At 73.3% G+C, this 20,881-nt stretch carries 18 protein-coding genes; 10 read left to right on the plus strand and 8 right to left on the minus strand.

Annotated elements, in window-relative coordinates; all coding sequences use genetic code 11:
• Positions 1–95: 95 nt before the first annotated feature.
• On the minus strand, positions 96–644 hold the full coding sequence (locus AB0E98_RS22920; protein WP_361705522.1) for a hypothetical protein: 549 nt from the start codon (positions 642–644) through the stop codon (positions 96–98).
• Positions 645–882: 238 nt separating this feature from the next.
• On the opposite strand from AB0E98_RS22920, the gene AB0E98_RS22925 reads away from it, so the two are divergent.
• The 3 genes from AB0E98_RS22925 (at position 883) to AB0E98_RS22935 (ending at position 4,833) form a co-directional block, all read left to right on the plus strand.
• Positions 883–1,272: a hypothetical protein gene (locus AB0E98_RS22925; protein ID WP_361705524.1), complete on the plus strand. Its 390-nt coding sequence runs from the start codon at positions 883–885 to the stop codon at positions 1,270–1,272.
• Positions 1,273–1,369: 97 nt separating this feature from the next.
• Positions 1,370–3,895 (plus strand): DUF6185 family protein, encoded by a 2,526-nt coding sequence (locus AB0E98_RS22930; protein ID WP_361705526.1) that lies wholly within the window; start codon positions 1,370–1,372, stop codon positions 3,893–3,895.
• Between the two features lie 83 nt (positions 3,896–3,978).
• Positions 3,979–4,833, plus strand: coding sequence for an aldo/keto reductase (locus tag AB0E98_RS22935; protein ID WP_361705529.1), 855 nt, complete (start codon positions 3,979–3,981; stop codon positions 4,831–4,833).
• A 17-nt stretch (positions 4,834–4,850) separates the two neighbouring features.
• Here the strand turns inward: AB0E98_RS22935 and AB0E98_RS22940 are convergent, their stop codons facing one another.
• The 4 genes from AB0E98_RS22940 to AB0E98_RS22955 all read right to left on the minus strand — a co-directional run bounded on the left by AB0E98_RS22940 (position 4,851) and on the right by AB0E98_RS22955 (position 7,422).
• Complete coding sequence (locus tag AB0E98_RS22940) at positions 4,851–5,138, minus strand: DUF1876 domain-containing protein (RefSeq protein ID WP_361705531.1); 288 nt, start codon at positions 5,136–5,138, stop codon at positions 4,851–4,853.
• 65 nt (positions 5,139–5,203) lie between these two features.
• Positions 5,204–5,473 carry a dsRBD fold-containing protein gene (locus AB0E98_RS22945; RefSeq protein ID WP_361705970.1) on the minus strand — a complete coding sequence of 90 codons (270 nt, stop codon included), beginning with the start codon at positions 5,471–5,473 and terminating at the stop codon, positions 5,204–5,206.
• Positions 5,474–5,500: 27 nt separating this feature from the next.
• Complete coding sequence (locus tag AB0E98_RS22950) at positions 5,501–6,868, minus strand: phosphoribosyltransferase (RefSeq protein ID WP_361705532.1); 1,368 nt, start codon at positions 6,866–6,868, stop codon at positions 5,501–5,503.
• Positions 6,869–7,008: 140 nt separating this feature from the next.
• Positions 7,009–7,422 (minus strand): HIT family protein, encoded by a 414-nt coding sequence (locus AB0E98_RS22955; protein ID WP_361705534.1) that lies wholly within the window; start codon positions 7,420–7,422, stop codon positions 7,009–7,011.
• A 45-nt stretch (positions 7,423–7,467) separates the two neighbouring features.
• Between AB0E98_RS22955 and AB0E98_RS22960 the strand changes: the two genes are divergently transcribed.
• From AB0E98_RS22960 to AB0E98_RS22985, 6 genes are all read left to right on the plus strand, one after another.
• The gene (locus AB0E98_RS22960; protein WP_361705536.1) at positions 7,468–8,232 is read left to right on the plus strand and encodes a DUF72 domain-containing protein; all 765 of its coding nucleotides are present in this window, start codon (positions 7,468–7,470) and stop codon (positions 8,230–8,232) included.
• Between the two features lie 94 nt (positions 8,233–8,326).
• Positions 8,327–9,619 carry a cytochrome P450 gene (locus tag AB0E98_RS22965; protein WP_361705538.1) on the plus strand — a complete coding sequence of 431 codons (1,293 nt, stop codon included), beginning with the start codon at positions 8,327–8,329 and terminating at the stop codon, positions 9,617–9,619.
• 213 nt (positions 9,620–9,832) lie between these two features.
• Entirely contained in the window at positions 9,833–11,380 is a 1,548-nt protein-coding gene (locus AB0E98_RS22970) for a CocE/NonD family hydrolase (protein ID WP_361705541.1), read from the plus strand.
• Between the two features lie 130 nt (positions 11,381–11,510).
• On the plus strand, positions 11,511–12,962 hold the full coding sequence (gene zwf, locus AB0E98_RS22975; protein ID WP_361705973.1) for a glucose-6-phosphate dehydrogenase: 1,452 nt from the start codon (positions 11,511–11,513) through the stop codon (positions 12,960–12,962).
• Complete coding sequence (locus AB0E98_RS22980) at positions 12,959–13,699, plus strand: beta-phosphoglucomutase family hydrolase (protein WP_361705543.1); 741 nt, start codon at positions 12,959–12,961, stop codon at positions 13,697–13,699. Before zwf ends, AB0E98_RS22980 begins: the two co-directional genes overlap by 4 nt.
• Positions 13,696–16,074 (plus strand): glycosyl hydrolase family 65 protein, encoded by a 2,379-nt coding sequence (locus AB0E98_RS22985; RefSeq protein ID WP_361705545.1) that lies wholly within the window; start codon positions 13,696–13,698, stop codon positions 16,072–16,074. The genes AB0E98_RS22980 and AB0E98_RS22985 overlap by 4 nt, the downstream gene beginning before the upstream one ends.
• A gap of 125 nt (positions 16,075–16,199) precedes the next feature.
• On the opposite strand, the gene AB0E98_RS22990 is transcribed toward AB0E98_RS22985, so the two are convergent.
• Positions 16,200–17,444 (minus strand): FUSC family protein, encoded by a 1,245-nt coding sequence (locus AB0E98_RS22990; RefSeq protein WP_361705975.1) that lies wholly within the window; start codon positions 17,442–17,444, stop codon positions 16,200–16,202.
• 122 nt (positions 17,445–17,566) lie between these two features.
• Here AB0E98_RS22990 and AB0E98_RS22995 point away from each other — a divergent pair, with 122 nt between their 5' ends.
• Positions 17,567–18,223 (plus strand): PhzF family phenazine biosynthesis protein, encoded by a 657-nt coding sequence (locus AB0E98_RS22995; protein WP_361705547.1) that lies wholly within the window; start codon positions 17,567–17,569, stop codon positions 18,221–18,223.
• Between the two features lie 29 nt (positions 18,224–18,252).
• Here AB0E98_RS22995 and AB0E98_RS23000 read toward each other — a convergent pair whose 3' ends face one another.
• Together AB0E98_RS23000 and AB0E98_RS23005 are read right to left on the minus strand one after the other, a co-directional pair.
• Positions 18,253–20,100 carry a glycoside hydrolase family 15 protein gene (locus tag AB0E98_RS23000; RefSeq protein WP_361705548.1) on the minus strand — a complete coding sequence of 616 codons (1,848 nt, stop codon included), beginning with the start codon at positions 20,098–20,100 and terminating at the stop codon, positions 18,253–18,255.
• Positions 20,101–20,196: 96 nt separating this feature from the next.
• Positions 20,197–20,580 carry a hypothetical protein gene (locus AB0E98_RS23005; RefSeq protein ID WP_361705553.1) on the minus strand — a complete coding sequence of 128 codons (384 nt, stop codon included), beginning with the start codon at positions 20,578–20,580 and terminating at the stop codon, positions 20,197–20,199.
• Positions 20,581–20,881 lie beyond the last annotated feature (301 nt).

The raw sequence follows: 20,881 nt of genomic DNA on the forward strand, positions 1-20,881 counted from the left end.
GACCCGGGCCGGTGGTGCGGTGGTGAACACCGGTGCGCGCTGAGTCGCACGCGCCGCACGCCCCCGGAACACTACGGCGCCGCCGGAGCCCCCGCTCAGGACGGGCGCTTTCGCGCGGTGACGTAGCTGAACGGCGCGGAGACCCCGGCGCTGTGGTAGCCGGCGGCCGTCAGCGCCAGGGACAGACGCGCCCGGGGCTTGAGACCGAGATCCGCGGTGGCGTGCAGCGCGCCGAGCGCGAATTCGCCGCCGCACCCCACGGCCGCGTAGCCGTCGGCGGGTTCGGCCATCTGATAGTCGTCATAGACGGTGAACAGGCGGCCGTATATGCCGACGAGGAACGTCCCCGCCTGCTCCTGCTCGGAGTCCTTGCGCGCCCAGCCGCCGTCCTTGAGGCAGGCGCGCAGCTTGTCGACGAAGACGGTGGTCATGAACCTGTCCAGGTCGCCCTTGGGCCTGGGCGCCCTGAACGCGTGGTGCAGCAGTTGTCCCATGCGGAAGCTGGTGGTGAAGCCCATGGCGTAGGGGCCGTTGCGAAAGACCTTGGGATCCCTGCGCACGGTGATTCTGAGACCGGCGACACCGGCCGAGTCCCCACCCAGATACACCCGCCCGTTGTGCGCGAGCCCGACGATCACGGTCATGGCCTCCCCCTCCTCGGTGACTCCCCTTTCGATACTTCGCCGGGGGGAAACGGGCGGAAACCGGGCAGCGGCACCGGCCCCCTGTTCGGTTCGGGCGGCACGGCCGGGTCGATGACGCCACGCCCGGTTCCGGGACCGCGAAGCGGCCGGCGACTCGCCGAAGCGTCTGGATTGCGGTGAGTAATGTATATGCCTACGCTTTTGTCTACCCACTGAACGTCTCAGCAAGGAGTGAGCCATGGGAAACCGGACGACCCCTCCTGACCGGATGCTGCCCTCCTTCGAGGAGGCCGAGGGCCTGGGGCCCGAGGACAGCCAGTTCGTACGCGACCTGGTGGCCGTGCTGGAGAAACACGGGAACCTCGACCGCTTCGGCCTGTGCCTGCTGCACGACCACTTCCCCGTCGCCGCCGACGAGGTCCTGGTCGAGACCCACGACATCGCGGCGCGCACGCTGCGCATCCAGGTCGACAAGGCCGCGACCACCAGCCACACCCGGCCCTCCCAGTGGCGGTTCGTCAAGACAGGCGGCGATGGCGGCGAAGAGGCCGCGGGGCATGTGTGCCAGGTGATTCTCCAGTGCACCCCCGTCAGCGGCTGCCCGGCCGACAGGAGCATGCCGTCGTGAGAACGTACCGGGCGCCGCACGGCGGCGGACGGTGTGAGGGCGTACCCGGAGGGCGGCGCATGCCGTCGTGACGCGGGGCCCATGGCGGCGCTGTGCCGTGGTGCTGCTCGCCGGCCTCGTCTGCTGGGCGGCCGGGTGGCCCGCATGGGCTCACGCCGCCGAGGCCCCGCGGGCCGACGACTGCCATACGGCACAACTGGCCGATGCCCACACACAGGTCGATCTGCGGCTGGCGAACCACGCCCATTCCGTCCCGGAGGCCAAGGGCCTGATGACGGTACAGGTACCGGCGAGCTGGCCGTACGCCGACGACCTGTTGCTGAGCGAGGATTCCGCCGACTACCGGCGTGCGATGCGCTGTCTCCTGCGGGACCCGCGGTCCATGAAGCGACCCGAGGAGTGGCGCCCGCACAGCCCGCAGGTCAAGGCCGGGGCGTCCCGGGTCGAGGTCCGCTACGAGACGCTCTTCTTCTTCAATTCCGGCGGCCCCTTCCACGTCGGGCCGTGGGGTGTGGGCGTCCACAGCAAGAAGTGGGACCTGGAGCTCATCGCCCCACCGGCGCTCAAGGGCGCCCACTGGGACCGCGTACAGATCGACCCGGGCGGCCTCGGCGCCTCCAAGGTCGCTCCCATGCCGTCGGGCGAGAGCAACGGACGCATGGTGTGGACCGGGCTCGGCGCTTCCGCCGGGCCGCGCCCGATGGTGTCGGTCCAGATGGTGCCGCCCTGGCAGCGGGGCTGGGCGGCCAGCGACACCACCGCGACGTTGCTGGTCGCCAACGCCGTCGGTGTGACCACATGGTGGCTGGGCACATCGGTCGTCATCGTCCTGGCGGCCCTGCGAGCCCGTCGCCAGCCCGCCGGACCCGAGCTCACCGGTCTGGAACGGAACAGTGGCACCACCCTGTGGCAATGGGGCGTGCTCAAGGCCGTCCTGGGCGTCATGGTCCTGCTGCTGTACAAGGTGATCCTCGCCGTCGTCGACGTTCCCGCCCTGAAACGCCCCGACTGGATCGGCGACAGCGTGCTCATCGGCCTCCTGGCCGGCTGGCTGTTCGTCGTCACCGCCCGGCCGAGGAGGTCCTTCGTGGTGGCCTCGTCGGTCGTCGCGTCGGCGGCGGGACTGGTGGCCATGGCGCCGTCCCTGTTCGGGCTCCCCACGCAACTGGCCGATGTCGAAGGCCGGACCGACTCCGCCGGCTTCGCCGTGCTGGTGGCGCTGGCGGCGGCCGTGCAGTGGCTGTGGCTGGCGGGCTTCGTGCTGTGGGGCTGGACGCTCGTCCACAAAGGCGGGCTGCTCCGCCCGGAGGCGGTCCCCTGGCGGCTGCGCCGGCTCGGCCCCGTACTCGTCGTGGTCGTCGCCCTGTTCGTCATGTGGGCGGTCTGGTTCGACGAGCACAAGTGGCAGCGGACCACTTGGCTGATGGACCGCGGTGCCGGCGGCTACCACTCGGTCCATGTCGCCGCACTTGTCTATGACGCGGTCCACTACGCGGCTCAGGTCCCGCTCTGGTACTACGCCCACGTCTGGGTCCTGACCGGTCTCGCGATCGTCGCTCTGCTCCGGGCCAGGGACCTCGCCCCCGCCGTCCCCTACGCCAGCCCCGGCCCCCTCGACCGTCTTCTGCTCGCGGTGTTCTTCGCCGTCGTGGTCGTCTGGCGCCAGGGCTCCTACGCCGGGGTCCAGGCCTTCACCCCCCTCTGGTTCGTGCTCGGGATCGCCGCGCTCTACGGACTGCTCGCCGTCGGCGGGCGCCGCTCGGTGCTCGCCCAGCACTTCGAGGGGTGCGGCGACGGCTCTCCGCAGCTGTGCGAGACCATCACCGAGGCCGAACGCAGCCGGCTCATCGCCCGCGCCCGCCGGTTCCGTGAACTGACCGTCGCCCTGCGAGCCGGGGACCAGGGCGGAGCCGACGCGGCCCTGCGCCGGCACGCGCTCGAGAAGGAACTCAGCGGGCTCCACCGCTGGCGGCCGAACCACGACATCGGCGGCGGTGCCGCTCGGCCCCTGCTGCCGTCCCACATCACCGTCGTCGACGTCGCCCTGAGCTGGGGGCCGCACGCCAAGTGGTGGGACAACGCCCGCCACGCCGCAGTCCTGGCGGCCGGCTACGGCCTCCCCGGCAGCGCCCTCCTCGTCTGGCTGTTCTACGGTCCCGAGGAGCAGTGGATGCGATGGGGGATGTACTTCTTCGGCGCTCCCGACCTGCTCTGGAGGTTCGTCTACTGGGAGCTCGTCTGGGCCGGCGCGGGTCTCGTCCTCGGAGCGCTCTGGCGGCTGCTGCCGGGCCGCCGGGGTCCCGCCCGGGCCCTGAGCCTGACCCTCGCCTACACCCTCCTCATCGGCCTGGGCGTGCTCGGCAGCCTGATCGCCGACCAGGACTTCGGCAACGTCGCCGTCGCCGTCTCCCTCATGCTCCTCGTGCTCACGCTCACCAGCCTGGCCATGGACGCCGACACCTTCCGTTCCGAACGGCGCTTCTGGCCCAACCGCGTGGGGCTGTTGCTGTCCATCTACCAGATCCGCGGCTTCTCCGCGCAGGTGGCCTACGTCCTGATGCAGTTGGTCGCCGTCCTGACCATCCTCAGGTTCTTCGCCCAGGGCGAGGGCACCTTCAAATAACCGCCCCTCTGTTCGGTTCGCGGCTGTACCCTCCAGGACCGGCTCCACGGAATCCGTCGAGAACCCATCGAGAGGGAACACCGATGACCTTGGCAGTGCCCCGGCGAACGGCCCGCAAGGCGGGAATCGACCTCCCCGCGATCGGACTCGGCACCTGGCGCACCTTCAACCGCCCCGATCCCGTCCCGCTCGCCGGGGTGCTGCGCGCCTCCCACGAGGCCGGCGTCGACCTCGTCGACACCGCGCCCGTCTACCTCCGCGCCGAACCCAACCTCGCGGCGCTGCTCCGCGCCGACCCGGAGTTCGAGGAGTTCTTCGTCGCGACCAAGATCTGGCACAGCGACCCCGAGAAGGTCGAGGCCGTCTTCGGCAAGCAGCTCCGCGCCTACGGGCGCTCCTCGATCGACCTGCTCCAGATCCACAACCTCAACGGCTGGCGCGCCAACCTGGAGTGGCTCGGCCGGCAGAAGGAGGCGGGCCGCGTCCGGTTCACCGGCGCCACCTACCAGTTCGACGGCGCCTACGGCGTCGGCGGCACCCGCGCCGACCTGGCCCGGATAGTCACCGACGGACTGGTCGACTTCGTCCAGGTCAATCTGAACGCGGCGGAGCCCGGGCTGGCCGAGGACATCCTGCCGGCGGCCGCCGAAGCCGGCATCGGCGTCCTCGTCATGCGCCCGTTCGGCGAGGGCGGGCTGCTCGCCTCGCCCCCGCCCGCCGGGCAACTGCGCGAGCTCGGCTGCGCCACATGGAGCGAGGCCCTGCTGCGCTGGGTGCTCACCCGGCCCCAGGTCACGTCGGTGCTCACGGCGACCTCCCGGCCGGAGCACCTGCGCGCCAACGCGGCGGCGGCGCGGTCGGGCCCGCTCGGCCCGGACGAGGCGGCCGAGGTCGCCGCGCTGGCCCGGTCGCTCACGGTCGTCCCGCAGCGGGGGTGACCGCCCCCCTCACATGCTCACATGGTCCAGCCGTAGGGCGTCGACTCCCTGGGGGAGGGAGCGGCGCCCCTGGCCTCCACGTCCCGCTCCGCGGTCCGCAGGAGCTTGCCGCCGAGGTCGCGCAGGGCGCGGGCCGCGGCGAACTCGTCGCCGATGTCCGGCACGTCCCGGTCGCCGGGGGCGCACTGGGCGGTGCCCGTGCCGGTCAGGGAGGACGTGCCCGTCTCCAGGACCGCTCGCGCCGTCGTCCTTCCGTCGTCCTCGAAGAGGTGGAGGCTGACCTTCCAGTCGGCTGTGTGCGGCATGGTCGCTCCTCGGTCTCGGGTCCCGCCGGCGTTCGGTGACGCCCGTCGTACTCAGCGCGTCGCGCTCAATGCGTCAGTTGCGCGTCCTCGTGCATGACCTCCCTGATGTCGTCACCGGCCTTGCTCAGCAACTGCTCGGCGAGGTTGTTGAGGGCGCGGGCGGCCGCGATCTCCTCGCCGACGCGCTGCTGACGGCGGTCGTCCGGATTGCGGTTGGCGATGCCCTGGGCGCTCAGCCCGGAGCCGTCGTGCATCCGGAGCCGGACTGCCGCCTGGGTGGTGGCGTCGATCTCCCGGAACTGCATGTCGATGGCGCAGTCGACGATCTTCTCCATGGTGCTCACCTGCCGTATGACGAAGATTCAGCCTGCCGGGGCGGGCGGTGCCGCCAGGTGCCCGGTGAACCACTCGCGGGCGAGGTCCGCCACGGTGTCCAGGGCCCCGGGCTCCTCGAAGAGATGGGTGGCGCCCGGCACGACGGCCAGGCGGTTCTCGCAGCGGAGCGCGGCCGCCGCCTGCCGGTTGAGGTCGAGGACCGTCTCGTCCCGGCCGCCGACGACGAGCAGGGTCGGCGCGGTGACCTGGGCCAGCCGGTCGTTCCCGGCCAGGTCGGGGCGGCCGCCCCGGGACACCACGGCGGTGATGTCCTCGCCCTCGCCCCGCGCGTGCTCCTCCGCCGCGTCGGCGGCGGCCAGCAGGGCGGCCGCCGCGCCCGTGCTCGCGCCGAAGTAGCAGACGGGCAGGGCGGTCCGGCGCCGCAGCCAGTGGGTCACCTCGGTCAGCCGGCGGGCCAGCGGCCCGACGGCGAAGACGTTCGCCCGGTCGGCCTCCTCCTCCGGGGTGAGGAGGTCGAACAGGAGCGTGCCCAGCCCCGCCTCACCCAGCGCCGCGGCCACCGCGCGGTTGCGGGGGCTGAAGCGGCTGCTGCCGCTGCCGTGGGCGAAGACGACGACGCCGGGGGCTCCGGCGGGCACGTCCAGATCACCGGGCAGGCGGACGCGCCCGCCCGCCACCGGCAGCTCGACGGGGCCGCTACGGGCCGGGCCCGGGCAGTCCCCGTCGCCCTCCTCGCCCCCGTCGCCGTTCCCGCCGGTCTCCCGGGCGCTCCGGTGCAACAGGTCGACGACCTCCTCGTCGGCGGTCTGGGAGAAGTCGCGGTACCACTCGCCCACGGCGGAGAAGAGGGGTGGCGTGCTCAGACAGATCAGCTCGTCCACCTCCGGGCCGATCCGCTCGGCCGCGTCCGGGGGCGCGACGGGCACGGCGAGCACGACCCGGGCCGCCCCCTCGGCCCTGGCCACCCGGCAGGCGGCCGACGCGGAGGCGCCGGTGGCGATGCCGTCGTCGACCACGATCACGGTCCGGCCCGTCAGCGGGATCCGCGGCCGTCCGCCCCGGAAGCGCTCCGCCTGCCGGACCAGCTCCGCCTCCTCGGCGCGCTGCACCTCGGCGAGGTCGTCCTCGTCGACCCGGCTCATCCGCATGATGTCCTCGGAGATGACGCGTATCCCGCCCTCGCCGATCGCGCCGAACCCCAGCTCCCGGTGGTAGGGGACGCCGAGCTTCCGGACGAGGATGACGTCCAGCGGGGCGCCGAGCGCGTGCGCGACCTCGAAGGCGACCGGGACCCCGCCGCGCGGCAGACCCAGCACCACCGGGCCGACGTCGCGGAGGTCCTCCAGCCGGGCGGCGAGACGCCGGCCCGCGTCCACTCGGTCGTCGAATCGCATGGGTACACCTCCGGCCCCCGGGGCCGGGCTCCGTCATCCCGTAAATCCCAACGTATTTCCAATATGACCGGATCGGGGGTGATAGTCCACGTGGCGCCGCCCCTGGTCTAGTCCTCGTCCAGTCCTCCTCCAGTCCTCGTCTAGTCCTCCAGGGCCGCCCGGATCCGGGCGGCCACCTCCGCCGCCTCGTCCTGTGACGCGTAGCGCCCGCGCGGCCAGAAGAAGCCGCGCAGACCGTCCTTGCGGTTGCGCGGCACCACATGCACATGGAAGTGCGGCACGGACTGGCTGACCCGGTTGTTCGCGGCCACGAACGACCCGGCCGCGCCCATGCCGCGCTCCACCGCGCCCGCGATCCGCTGGACCCGGGCGAAGAACGGACCGATCTCCTCCGGCAGCAGATCGGTGAGCGTCTCGACGTGCCGCCGGGGTACGACGAGCACATGGCCGGGGAAGAGCGGACGCGCGTCGAGGAACGCCACCGCCGTCCCGTCCGCGAGGACCCGGTGTCCGTCGGCCTCGCCGGCCGCGATCGCGCAGAAGAGGCATTCCACGCGGACCAGTGAACTACGCCCGCCGCCCCGGGGCAGGGAACACCCATGCCCCTTCTCGTCGGAACCTCGGGATGGCAGTACAAGGACTGGCGCGGCGACCTCTACCCGGCCGACGTGCCGCAACGGCTGTGGCTGGAGGAGTACGCGGGGCACTTCGCCACCGTCGAGAACAACAACGCCTTCTACCGGCTGCCCACGCCGGAGACCTTCGCGAACTGGCGCGACCGCGTCCCCGAGGGGTTCGTCATGGCCGTCAAGGCCAGCCGCTACCTCACCCACATCAAGCGGCTGCGCGACCCGGAGGAGCCCGTGGACCGGCTGATGCGGCACGCCGCCGGACTGGGGGACCGGCTGGGACCCGTGCTGCTCCAGCTCCCGCCCACGCTCCGGGGCGACGCCGCCGCCCTGGACACCGTCCTCGGCTGCTTCCCGGCGGGCACCCGCGTGGCCGTCGAGCCCCGGCACGACAGCTGGTGGACGGAGGAGGTCCGCTCCGTCCTCACGGACCACGGCGCGGCCCTGTGCTGGGCGGACCACGGCTCACGGCCGGTGACCCCGCTGTGGCGCACGGCGGACTGGGGGTACGTCCGGTTCCACGTCGGCGCGGCCGAGCCGTGGCCCCGCTACGGCCGGCAGGCGCTGGCGAGCTGGGCCGGGCGGATCGCCGACACCTGGCCCGACCGGGCCCACGTCTACTCGTACTTCAACAACGACCCCGGCGGCGCCGCCGTCCACGACGCGGCCGCCTTCGCCCGGGCCGCCGCCCGCCTGGGCCGCACGGTGAGCCGCACCCCGGCCATGTCCGCCTGAGCGCAGCGCTTTGTAGGAACCGCACAGGTCAGCCCCCACAGCGCTGACAAGGCCCCGGGGCCGGGAACGCACCGTGATCGGTGAGGATGAGCGGGTGCCCGAAACCCTGAACCCCGCGGACCCCGGCTTCGCACACGACCCGTACCCGTACTACGCGCGGCTGCGCGCCCGGGGACCCGTGGCGCGGGTGGCCCTCGCCAACGGCACGCACGCCTGGCTCGTCACCGGCTACGACCGGGCGCGGGAGGTCCTCGCCGACCCCCGGTTCTCCAACGTGCCGCCGCCCCGCGCGGGCCGCCCCAAGCCGGACTCCCAGGCCCAGCGGGCCCGGGCCTGCCTCGCCCGCCACATGCTCAACTCCGACGCCCCCGACCACCTCCGGCTGCGCCGGCTGACCACGGCCGCGTTCACCCCGCGCCGCGTGGACGCGCTGCGCCCGAGGATCGAGCGGCTGACCGACGGCCTGGTCGCCGAGGTGTCCGGGCTGCTGGCGCGCGAGGGGACCGCCGATCTGGTGGACTCCTTCGCCTTCCCGCTGCCCGTGCTGGTGATCGGCGAGGTGCTGGGCGTGCCCGAGGCCGACCGGGCGGACCTGCGGGAGTGGACCTACCGGGTCGGCTCGCCCGCCGACGCCCTGGAGCGGGGGGCGACCGACGAGGCGTGGGCCGCGCTCCACGCGTACTTCACCGCGCTGATCGCGCACAAGCGCCGCTCCCCGGGTGACGACCTCTTCAGCGCGCTGGTGCACGACGCGAGCGAGGGCGGCCTCGACGACGGCGAACTGCTCGCCATGGCGTTCCTGCTGCTCTTCGCGGGCTACGAGACGACCATGAACCTGCTGGCCTCCGCGTCGCTGCTGCTGCTCACCCACCCCGGAGAGCTCGCCGCCGCCCGGGAGGGCGGCGAGGCGCGCTGGGCCGCCGTGGTCGAGGAGACCCTGCGGCATGCCAGCCCCCTGGAGGGCACGACCTGGCGGCGTACGACGGAGCCCGTCGACCTCGGCGGGGGAGCGGTGATACCCGCGGAGGAGTCCGTCCTCGTCGTGCTCGCGGCTGCGGGCCGCGACCCCGAGCGCTTCCCCGACCCGGACGCCTTCCGGCCCGCCCGCTATCTCACGGACGCGGACGCCGGCCCGGCGGTGGACGGCGGTGCGGAACGGACCGCCCCGCACCTCGCCTTCGGCCACGGACCGCACTTCTGCCTCGGCTCGCGCCTGGCCCGGATGGAGGCGGCGATCGCCCTGCCGCGCCTCTTCGGCGCGCTGCCCGACTTGGCTCTGGCCACCGAGCCGGAACGGCTGCCGTACCGCCCGGGGCTCCTGGTGCGCGGCCCGCGCGAGCTCCCCGTCACCCCTGTTACCCCCGTCATCCCCGCCGCCCGGCGTTGAGGCCCCCTGCCCCTCCGCGCCAACACCCAATCCCCGGGCGGGTGTTGTTCATCAGGACGGGTGGCCCGGCACCCGGATGCCTTGTCGGTCACCCTCCGTGTCCGAGACGCTCCGGTCGGTAAGCATGCCCGTCGTGTCGCGGGCTCCCACGGGGCGCCGGACCGACGGGCTCCGGTGACCCGCGCCCGTTTCGAGCCCGTCGGCAGGTGACTCATGCGAGCCGTCCGGTCCGCCCTGGCCGCCCTGGTGGTGGTCCTCCTCGTCACGGTGTCCGCCGTGGCCGCGCCCGCCGCCGTGCGGACCGCCACCGGCGGCCCGCACGGCACCGCGATCGAGGTCGCGCCCGGAGTGCGGCTCCGGGCGGAGGTGTACGAGCCCGCCGGCCACGGACCGCACCCGCTGGTCGTGATGCCGGCCTCCTTCTTCCCGGAACCCTTCTTCCCGGACCCCGCCGTCCATCAGGGCCCGGCGGCCCGGCGACTGGCCGCCGCCGGGTACGTCGTCGTCGGCTACCGGCCGCGCGGCCTGCCCGGCTCGGGCGGCACGTTCGGCATGGCCGGGCCGGAGGACGTCGCCGACGCCTCCGCGGTGATCTCCTGGGCGCTCGCCCGCACCCCGGCCGACGCACGGAGGGTGGGCCTGTACGGCACGGCGTACGGAGCCGGCATCGCACTGCTGGCGGCCTCCGCGGACCGGCGGGTACGGGCGGTGGCCGCCCTCGGGGGCTGGGCGGACCTCCTCGACGGGCTCTACGGCGGCGGCACCAGGCGGCGGGCCCACCCCCTCTTCCACGCCGCGGCCCGGCCCGGTGCGGTCCGGCCGGGCCCGGAAGTGCTCCGCGCCCTGCGGGAGTACGCGGAGCACCCCGACCCCACGCCCGCCTTCCGCTCCTTCGCCCGCGCCCGTTCGCCGATGACCCACCTGGACCGGCTCAACGCCCACGCCCCCGCCGTCCTGCTGGCCCAGACCTGGTCCGGGACCGTCGAGTCCCCCAACCAGAACGGGCGGTACTTCAGCCGCCTCCGCACGGCCAAGCGCCTGGAGTACCGGCGGGACGACCACGCCACGGAAGCGCCGCCGGCGAGCGCGGAGCGCTGGTTCGACCGCCACCTGCGGGGCGGGCCCGGCGGCACCGGCACCGAGCCGCCCGTCTTCCTCGAGGCCCGGGGGCGGCCTCCCGGCCACCCCGGGGAGCAGTACGACGACCTGTGGGCGACCGCCTCCGGCACCCACGTCCCCCGACTGGAGCCGAGGACGGGCCCCGACCCCGTGATCAGCACCGGCCCGGCCTCCGGCCCGCGCCCCGACGCCCCGTACCGGGGCCCGCACGCCGACGCCCCGTACCCGGCCCCGGACCCCGGCCCGCACGCCGACGCCACGTCACCGGGCCGCCGCACCGCCGCCGTCTGGTGGACGTCCCCCGGCCGTCGCCCCCGGCGCCTGCGGGGCATTCCCGCCCTGCGCACTCGGGTGACCCCCTCGGCGGCGGAGGGAACCCTCGTCGCGAGCCTCTACGACATGGACCCCACCGGCGCCGGCGCGCTCGTCACCCACGCCCCGTACTCCTTCTCCCACCGCACCCCCGGGACCCCCTTCGAGGCGTCCTTCGACCTCTTCGCCACCGTCTACGACCTGCCCGCCGGCCACCGGCTCGCCCTCGTCGTCACCGGCACCGACCCGCTGTACGTGCCGCGCAACCCGCCCGGAGCCACCCTCACCCTCCACTCCGCCGCGACCGGACTGGCCCTGCCCGTCCGCTGACCGCCCCGCCACCGTCCCGCGCCGTCCGAACGGGTGACGCGAATCGCGCGCGGGCGGGGGCTGCCGGAAGGTAGGGGATGTGAAGGCCACCCCCACGCGAGCGGATCCCGCGCCGGACGCCGGGACCGGGATCGTCACCCCGGACGACCACGTCATCGTGCTCTTCGGCGCCACCGGCGACCTCGCCCGGCGCAAGCTCCTCCCCGGTCTCTTCCGGCTCGCCCTGGCCGGCCTCATGCCCCACGCCTACCGCATCGTGGGCTCCTCGCCCGCCTCGGACGCGCTCACCGACGAGGACTTCCGGGCGCGAGCCCGGGACGCCGTCGCCGAGTTCTGCGCCGCCGAGCCCGCCGGCGCCGAGTGGGAGGCCTTCGAACGCACCCTGAGCTTCGGCGCCGCGGACCCCGGGAACACCCGGCCGCTGCTCGACGCCGTCCGCGCGGCCGAACGCGACCTCGGCGGCAGCCCCCGCCGCCTCCACCACCTGGCCGTACCACCCGTCGCCTTCGCCTCCGTCGTCGAGGAACTCGGCCGCACCGGACTCGCCAACGGCGCCCGGGTCATCGTCGAGAAACCCTTCGGCACCGACCTCGCCTCCGCGCGCGCCCTCAACGACACCCTCCACACCGTCTTCGACGAGGAACGGGTCTTCCGCATCGACCACTTCCTCGGCAAGGAGTCCGTCGACAACATCCTCGCCCTCCGCTTCGCCAACGGCCTCTTCGAGCCCATCTGGAACCGCGACCACATCAGCCATGTCCAGATCGACGTACCCGAGACGATCGGCATCGAGGGCCGCTCCGCGTTCTTCGAACAGACCGGCACCTTCCGCGACATGGTCGTCACCCACCTCTTCCAGGTGCTCGGCTTCGTCGCGATGGAACCGCCCGTCGACCTCGGCGCGAAGGCCCTGCGGGACGAGAAGAACAAGGTGTTCCAGGCGATGCGGCCGCTCGACCCCCGCCGGGCCGTGCGCGGCCAGTACGACGGCTACCGCGCCGAGCCCGGCGTCGACCCGCACTCCGGCACCGAGACCTTCATCGCCCTGCGCGCCGAGATCGACAACTGGCGCTGGGCCGGCGTCCCCTTCTACCTGCGCTCCGGCAAATCGCTCGCCCGCCGGCGACAGGTCGTCACCCTCCACTTCAAGGAGCCCCCGCTGCGGATGTTCCCCGAGGCGTCGCCCCGGGCCGATCTCCGCGCCAACACCATGGTCGTCGACTTCGACGACCCCGGCTGGATCGCCGCCCGCTTCCTCGTCAAACAGCCCGGCCCGAGCATGCGGCTCGGCCCGGCCCGGATGACGTTCCGCTACGCCGACTCCGTCCGCCGGCGGAACGGACTGGAGGGCTACGAGCGGCTCATCCTGGACGCCATGCTCGGCGACCAGGCCCTCTTCACCCGCTCCGACGGCATCGAACGGCTCTGGGAGGTCTCCGCCCCCCTGCTGGAGACGCCCGGCGAAGTGCTCCCGTACCCGCCCGGCTCCTGGGGACCCGACGCCGTCCACGACCTGATCGCCCCGCACCACTGGTACCTCCCGGATGACACCGACGGCGGCGGGGAAGGCACCGCATCATGACCCGCCTCGGCCTGCCCGACACCGTCCGCGCCTGCCTCTTCGACATGGACGGCGTCCTCACCCGCACCGCCACTGTCCACGAGGCGGCCTGGAAGGAGACCTTCGACGCCTTCCTGCGCCGCCGCGACGGAGCGGCCTTCCGCCCCTTCGACCACACCGACTACGACCGCTACGTCGACGGCATGCCCCGCGCCGACGGCGTCCGCTCCTTCCTCGCCTCGCGCGACATCCACCTCCCCGAGGGCGCCGACGACGACCCACCCGACCACGACACCGTCCACGGCCTCGGCAACCGCAAGAACGCCCTGGTCCTCACGAAGATCAAGGAGCTGGGCGTCGAGGCCTTCCCCGGATCGGTCCGCTACGCCCAGGCCGCCCGGGACGCCGGACTGCGCCGCGCCGTGGTCTCCTCCAGCGCCAACTGCCGGGCCGTACTGGCCGCCGCGGGCATCGAGGACCTCTTCGAGGTGCGGATCGACGGTATCGTCGCCGCCGAACGGCACCTGCCGGGCAAGCCCCACCCCGACACCTTCCTCGCCGCCGCCCACGCCCTCGGCACACCCCCCGAGGCGGCCGCCGTCTTCGAGGACGCCCTGGCGGGCATGGAGGCCGGCCGGGCCGGCGGCTTCGGCTTCGTCGTCGGCGTGAACCGGGCCGACCAGGCCGGGGAACTGCGCCGGCACGGCGCCGACGTCGTCGTCGACGACCTCGCGGAACTGCTGGGGGAGGCCCCGTGATCACCCATCCGTCCTATATGGTCGAACCCTGGTGCCTGCGCGAGACCGAGCTCTCCATGGACGTGCTCTCCCAGAGCGAATCGGTCTTCGCCCTCTCCAACGGCCACGTCGGCTGGCGGGGCAATCTCGACGAGGGCGAGCCGCACGGCCTGCCCGGCTCCTATCTCAACGGCGTCTTCGAGTTCCGGCCGCTGCCGTACGCCGAGGCGGGCTACGGCTATCCGGAGTCCGGCCAGACCATCATCAACATCACCAACGGCAAGCTCGTCCGGCTCCTCGTCGACGACGAGCCCTTCGACCTGCGCTACGGGAAGTGCCACAAGCACGAGCGGCTGCTCGACTTCCGGACCGGGCTGCTCCACCGCACCGCCGAGTGGACCTCGCCCAGCGGCCGCAGCGTCCGCGTCCGTTCCACCCGGCTGGTGTCCTTCACCCAGCGCGCGGTGGGGGCCGTCTCCTACGAGATCGAGCCCCTCGACGACGAGATGCGGATCGTCGTCCAGTCGGAGCTCGTCGCCAACGAACAACTGCCCGGCGCCGAGGGCGACCCGCGCGCCGCCGCCGTCCTGGAGACCCCGCTGGTCGCCGAGGAGCACGCCGCCCACGGCGCGCGCATCCGGCTGCTGCACCGCACCGCCCGCAGCGGTCTGCGGGTCGGCGTGGCCGCCGCGCACTTCGTCGACGGCGCCAAGGCCGAGACCGCGTCGGAGAGCAGCGACGACCTCGGCCGCTTCACCGTCACCTCACGGCTGCGGCCGGGCCAGAAACTGTGCGTGGAGAAGATCGTCGCGCACGGCTGGTCCGCGGTGCGCTCGGCGCCCGCCGTACGCGACCAGGTCGACGCCGCCCTCGCCGCCGCCACCAGCACCGGCTGGGCGGGCCTGGCCGCCGAACAGCGCGCCTATCTGGCGGAGTTCTGGGCGGGTTCCGACGTCGAGGTGGACGGTGACGCCGAGATCCAGCAGGCCGTCCGCTTCGCCCTCTTCCACGTCCTCCAGGCCGGCGCCCGCGGCGAGGCCCGCGCCCTGCCCGCCAAGGGACTGACCGGCCCCGGCTACGACGGCCACTGCTTCTGGGACACCGAGACCTTCGTCCTGCCCGCGCTCACCTACACCGCGCCCCAGGCCGTGGAACAGGCCCTGCGCTGGCGGTACAACACCATGCCCGAGGCCCAGGAACGGGCCCGGCAGCTCGGTCTGGCGGGCTCGGCCTTCCCCTGGCGGACCATCAACGGCAGCGAGTGCTCCGGCTACTGGCCGGCCGGCACCGCCGCCTTCCACATCAACGCCGACATCGCCGACGCCGTCGTCCGCTACATCCGCGCCACCTGCGACGACACCTTCGAGCGCGAGGTGGGGCTGCCCCTGCTGGTGGAGACCGCCCGGCTGTGGCGCTCCCTGGGCCACCACGACCACCACGGCGACTTCCACATCGACGGGGTGACCGGGCCGGACGAGTACAGCGCCATCGCGGACGACAACGTCTATACGAACCTGATGGCCCAGCACAATCTGCGGGAGGCCGCGGCCGCCGCCGAACGCCACCCCGACCTCGCCTCGGCCCTGGGCGTGGACGACGAGGAGACCGCCGCCTGGCGGGACGCGGCCTCCCGGATGACCCTGCCCTACAACGCGGAGCTGGAGGTCCACGAGCAGTCCGAGGGCTTCACCCGCCACCAGCTCTGGGACTTCGCCCGCACCCACGCCGAGCGGTACCCGCTGCTGCTGAACTTCCCCTACTTCGACCTCTACCGCAAACAGGTCGTCAAGCAGGCCGACCTCGTCCTCGCCATGTGTCTGCGCGGGGACGCCTTCACCCCGGAGGAGAAGGCCCGCAACTTCGCCTACTACGAGCAGCTGACCGTGCGCGACTCCTCGCTGTCCGCCTGCGGGCAGGCCGTGATGGCCGCCGAGGTCGGCCATATGCGGCTCGCCTACGACTACGTGGGCGAGGCCGCGATGATGGACCTCTCCGACCTGGAGGGCAACACCCGCGACGGCATCCACATCGCCTCCCTCGCGGGCACCTGGTTCGCCCTTGTCATCGGCTTCGGCGGGATGCGCGAGGACGACGGGCTCATCGCCTTCAACCCCCGGCTGCCGGAACAACTGGGCCGCCTCGCCTTCACCGTCCAGTTCCGGCAGCGCCGGGTGCGAGTGGAGATCACCGGGACCACCGCCACGTACACCCTGCTGGACGGCGACAGCCTCGACATCCGCCACTGCGGCGAGCGCATGACCCTGGTCTCCGCCTCCCCGGAGTCCCGCCAGATCCCGCCCATCCCCACCGGCCCCGCCCCCGAGCAACCGGCCGGCCGCGCCCCGGCCCGCCGGGGCCGCGCGACCGGCCACCCGGAGGGGGAGGGGGCGCACTAGGGTGTGCCGGGTCGTCGTCGGCGGGCAGGCTGGTGTGGCTCAGGTGCGGCGGCCGGATGATCCTGCGCTCCGGTTCGGCGGTGAAGGGGACGGGGCGTCCACCAGTGCGGCTGCCGTCTCCGCCGTCAGCCACGTCCGCGCTCCCCGCCCGTGGCGCTGCGCCAGCCGTAGCCCGTGCTGCGGAGGCGGCGCTGGACGCGGTGGAGTGTGGGGTGGCGGTCGCGTTGCTCGCGGGCGGCGCGGTCCAGTTCCTCGGCCAGTCGCTCGGTGCGTTTCTCCACGTCGAGCTCGTCCAGGATCCGGTCCACCTCCGCCAGCAGCGCCCCGTGGAGCTGCCACTGGCCCGGGTGCCGCCGGACGCCCTGGAGGAGCAGCTCCGCGGCGCGGTCGCGGCTCGTACGGCCGGCGGCCAGTTCGGCGACGAGCCGGGACTCGGCCTCCTCGGCGTTGGCGCTCACCTGAGTGGTGATCAGCACGGCGAAGCTCTCCACCGCGCGGGCGAGGTGGAGGAACACCTCCCGCATCGCCTCCGCCACATCGGAGGCGAACAAGGGTGCCCCGGTGCGTTCCTTGGCGAGGTCGGTGAGCGTGCGGCAGATGACGCGCAGGACGACGGCGGCGATCTCCAGGGCGTCGAGGCCGGTCCGCAGCACGACCCGGTGGAGCAGCCCCTCCCTGACCCGGGGGTTGAAGCGCAGGCTGTCCTCGGCCTGCCGCAGGGCGGCGTCCACCTGCACGATCTCGTGGTCCAGACGGCGCGCCTCGTGGAGCCGGGCCGCCGCCTCCGCGACCGGGGTGTGGCCGCCGAGTTCCTCGCCGACCCGCTGGAGGAGCCGTCCCATCCGGCGGGAGAGGTGCTCGATGGCCTCGCTGGCGGGCTGCACCCACACCGGGGGGACGAACAGGATGTCGAACAGCAGGCCGACGACGGCGCCGATGAGCGTCTCCAGGACCCGGTCCCAGGCGGTGTAGCCCACCCGGGTCACCCCGAGGACCAGCATGGCGCTGATCGCCACCTCCGGCACGAATTCACCCGCGCGGACGAACCGGCCGATGATCAGCGAGGCCAGGATGATCAGCCCCAGGCTCCACCAGGTCAGGCCCACGACGACGCTGAAGCCGATGGCGATCAGCACGCCCGCCACCACGGAGTTCACCCTGCGGATGCCGGTGGTGAGGGTGGAGTAGAGGGTGACCTGCACCACGAGGATCGCGGTGAGCGGGGCGGTGAGCGGCGCCGGCTCGCTGCTCAGCTGGAGGGCCACCACATAGGAGATCACCGCAGCCAGCGTGGAGCGGACCGCCTGGACCACGGCGGGCTCCCGGTGACGCCGCACCAGGGTCGTCAGGGGGTCGGACAAGTCGGGCAGCACGCTGTGCCTCTTCCTCGCCCGGGCCTCCCGGACACTATGCCGTCACCGGTGTGGAGCAACCGGCCGGTCCGGCCGGGCCCACGGTCGTCCCCTCTTCGGGAGCTGCTTCAATCACCCGCATGGCTGATCACACAGTGGTACGGGTGTTCATGGGACCGAAGGGCGAAGGCGGCAATCCGCTCGCGATCGTCGAGGACGGCCCCGGGGTTCCCCCGGAGTCCCGGCAGGGGCTCGCGGCGGAACTGGGCTTCAGCGAGACGGTGTTCGTCGACGACCCCACCACCGGCCGTGTCGACATCCGGACGCCCGGTGCCGTGCTGCCGTTCGCGGGGCATCCGCTGGTCGGCCTCGCGTGGTGGCTGCGGCGGCGGGGGCGGGCGGCGGACGTGCTGCGTCCACCGGCGGGCGAAGTGCCCACGTGGCAGGAGGGGGAGACGGCCTGGATCCGGGCGCGGGCCGGATGGGCGGCCGGGCGGCGCACCCAGCGGTTCGCCTCGGTCGCCGAGGTGGACGCGCTGCCCGCGCCGCCGCCGGGGGAGGGCTGGCTGTATGCCTGGGCCTGGGAGGACGAAGCGGCGGGGCGGGTGCGGGCCCGGGGCTTCCCCCGGCGTGGCGACGGGATCGTCGAGGACGAGGCCACCGGCGCCGCCGCCCTGACCCTCACCGCCGAGCTCGGGCGGGACCTGGTCGTCCGGCAGGGCGTGGGCTCCGTGATCCTGACGCGCTGTCACGGGGACGGCACCGTGGACCTCGGCGGCCGGGTGGGCTTCCACTGACGGCCGGCGGGGCCTGAGCCCCGGCGGGGTCAGAGCCGGCAGTGCCGGGACGCCGGCGCGCGGTTGGCGGTGACGGCGCGATCGAGGTTGGTCGCGGCGCTGATGAGCGCGAGGTGGGTGAAGGCCTGGGGGAAGTTGCCCAGGGCCTCGCCCGCCGCGCCGATCTCCTCCGCGTACAGGCCCAGGTGGTTGGCGTGGGTGATCATCTTCTCGAAGACGTACCGCGCCTCGCCGACCCGCCCGGCCCGGGCCAGCGCCTCGACGTACCAGAAGGAGCAGAGGTTGAACGTGCCCTCCCGGTCGCTGAATCCGTCGGTGCCGTCGGTCCGGTAGCGGTGGACGAGGCTGTCGCTGACCAGCTCGTCCTCCAGCCGCCGGACCGTGGACAGAAATCGCGGGTCGGACGGGCCGGCGAACTTCACCAGCGGCATGACCAGCAGGGACGCGTCCAGCGTGCGGCTCTCGGCGTACTGGACGTACGCGCCGAGCTCCGGCGACCAGCACTCCTCCTGGACGTAGCGGTACGCCGTGGCGGCGGCGTCGCGCCAGCGCTCCACGGGGGCGGGCATACCGCGGTGGCGGGCGATGCGCATGGCGCGTTCGAAGGCGACCCAGGTCATCAGCGCCGAGTAGGTGAAGCGCCGGCGGCCGCCGCGCGTCTCCCAGATCCCGTCGTCCGGATCCTCCCAGTGCTTCTCCAGCCATTCGAGCTGGCGGCTCAGCGCCTCCCACAGCTCGTAGGAGATGGGCTCGCCGTACTTGTTGTAGAGGTAGACCGAGTCCATCAGCTCGCCGTGGATGTCGAGCTGGAGCTGGTTCGCCGCGGCGTTGCCGATGCGCACCGGGCGGGAGCCGCGGTAGCCGGCGAGGTGGTCGAGGACGGTCTCGGGCAGCTCGGAGCGGCCGTCGATGCCGTAGAGCACCTGGAGGCCGGTGCCCGGTGGCGCCTCCATGCAGCGGTGGTGGAGCCAGTCGATGAACGCCGCCGCCTCCTCCGTGAACCCCAGCCGCATCAGCGCGTAGAGCGTGAACGCGGCGTCCCGGACCCAGGTGTAGCGGTAGTCCCAGTTGCGGCCCCCGCCCACGAACTCGGGCAGTGAGGTGGTGGGCGCGGCGACGAGGGCGCCCGTGGGCTGGTGGACGAGGAGCTTGAGCACGAGCGCGGAGCGTTCGACCGCCTCCCGGTAGCGGCCCTGGTAGGTGGAGCGGCGCAGCCAGCCGTCCCAGTAGCGCAGGGTGTCGTCGAGCAACCGGGACGCCTCGCCGGGGGCGAACGGGCGGATATCGCCGCCCCACTGGGCCGCGAGCTCCAGCGTCCGGCCCGGCTCCAGGACGACGGTGGCCACCGCGGCGTCCCCCTCGGCGCGCAGCGGCACGGACGAGCGCAGCACCATCGTGCCGGCCGGGCCGGCGAAGACGGCGCCGACGCCCTCGACCACCTCGACCGTGTGCGGGGCGCGGGCGTAGTCGAACGCGGGCCGGCACTCCACCTCGACCGTGGCGCTCCCGCGCACCATCCGCACCTGGCGGACGATCTGGCGGACGCTGCTCGCCGGGCAGGTCGGGTGGTCCGGCACCATGAAGTCGTACAGCTCCGCGACCGCGGCCTCGGCGAGGAACCGGGTCAGCAGCACATTGGAGTCCGGCAGGTACATCTGCTTGGTGCGCTCCACGTCGCGCACCCGGACGGAGAACAAGCCCCCGCGCTCGGTGTCGAGGAGGGCGCCGAAGACGGAGGGCGCGTCGAAGCGGGGCAGACAGCACCAGTCGATGGTGCCGTCGACGCCCACCAGCGCGACGGTGTGCAGATCGCCGATGACGCCGTGGTCCTCTATGGGTGGCGCGATGGTCTGCCGTGGCCCGATGTCGTGTTTCATGACCGACCCTCCTCGGCGGAGGCGCGACACCACCCGTTATACCTCCGGGGGCGCGGTCACGACAGCGCGCGGGCTCGGCGGCGGCGCCGGGCCCGGCTATGCGTCGGGGTGCGAGCCCAGCTGGAGCCGTACTTCCAGCTCGTGCTCGCCCGGCACCGTGCCGTGGTCCTCCACCCCGAAGACCACGCCGAGCTCCTCCTTGACCTGGCGCACCGGGTCGGCGGCGCCGAAGAGGTCGACGGTGACCGGCGAGGCCAGCCGGGCCGGTGCGACGGCGCGCGGGGTGGCACGGGTCCGCGCGTCGACGACCATGCACCACACCGTGGCGTCCTTGGCCCCCGCGGTGGCCGGCGCCTTCTCCTCCGGACCGCTGACCTCGGGGAACGCCGCTTCCAGGGCACCGAACACGGTGCCCGCGTCCTCCTGGCCACAGCCGGTGAGATGAACGCTGACATGGTCCGCCGTCTCGAGGCCGCTCATCACCCGGTGCTCCTCTGCCGTCCGCTCGTCCGCTGTCCGTCCGGTGTTCGCTGTCCGTCCGGTGTCCGTTGCCATCCGGTGTCCGTCCGTGGTCCGACCGTACGAGAGGGCGGGCCGCGCCGCCCGGCGGCGGGGGCCATCCGGACGGCTCCCGTGCACCGACCCAAAGGATTCCTTTGATCCAATGACGGAATCCTTTATTCGACTTATGGAGCGAAGCTCTGTAGCGTCGTTGATGTTGGCTTTCCCGACCCGTCAGAGGCGGTGTTTCCGTTGGTGGGCGAGCGCCGAGTGGCGACCC

The sequence above is a fragment of the Streptomyces sp. NPDC037389 genome (assembly GCF_040636475.1).
GTDB classification, from domain to species: Bacteria; Actinomycetota; Actinomycetes; order Streptomycetales; family Streptomycetaceae; genus Streptomyces; species Streptomyces hesseae.

What these genes read in the sequence shown, in the direction of transcription:
- AB0E98_RS22970 (WP_361705541.1), top strand. Translation starts at nt 9,833, where the DNA reads ATGCGAGCCGTCCGGTCCGCCCTGGCCGCCCTGGTGGTGGTCCTCCTC.
- AB0E98_RS22980 (WP_361705543.1), top strand. Translation starts at nt 12,959, where the DNA reads ATGACCCGCCTCGGCCTGCCCGACACCGTCCGCGCCTGCCTCTTCGAC.
- AB0E98_RS22940 (WP_361705531.1), bottom strand. Translation starts at nt 5,138, where the DNA reads ATGCCGCACACAGCCGACTGGAAGGTCAGCCTCCACCTCTTCGAGGAC.
- AB0E98_RS22960 (WP_361705536.1), top strand. Translation starts at nt 7,468, where the DNA reads ATGCCCCTTCTCGTCGGAACCTCGGGATGGCAGTACAAGGACTGGCGC.
- AB0E98_RS22935 (WP_361705529.1), top strand. Translation starts at nt 3,979, where the DNA reads ATGACCTTGGCAGTGCCCCGGCGAACGGCCCGCAAGGCGGGAATCGAC.
- AB0E98_RS22920 (WP_361705522.1), bottom strand. Translation starts at nt 644, where the DNA reads ATGACCGTGATCGTCGGGCTCGCGCACAACGGGCGGGTGTATCTGGGT.
- AB0E98_RS23005 (WP_361705553.1), bottom strand. Translation starts at nt 20,580, where the DNA reads ATGAGCGGCCTCGAGACGGCGGACCATGTCAGCGTTCATCTCACCGGC.
- AB0E98_RS23000 (WP_361705548.1), bottom strand. Translation starts at nt 20,100, where the DNA reads ATGAAACACGACATCGGGCCACGGCAGACCATCGCGCCACCCATAGAG.
- AB0E98_RS22945 (WP_361705970.1), bottom strand. Translation starts at nt 5,473, where the DNA reads ATGGAGAAGATCGTCGACTGCGCCATCGACATGCAGTTCCGGGAGATC.
- AB0E98_RS22925 (WP_361705524.1), top strand. Translation starts at nt 883, where the DNA reads ATGGGAAACCGGACGACCCCTCCTGACCGGATGCTGCCCTCCTTCGAG.
- AB0E98_RS22995 (WP_361705547.1), top strand. Translation starts at nt 17,567, where the DNA reads ATGGCTGATCACACAGTGGTACGGGTGTTCATGGGACCGAAGGGCGAA.
- AB0E98_RS22950 (WP_361705532.1), bottom strand. Translation starts at nt 6,868, where the DNA reads ATGCGATTCGACGACCGAGTGGACGCGGGCCGGCGTCTCGCCGCCCGG.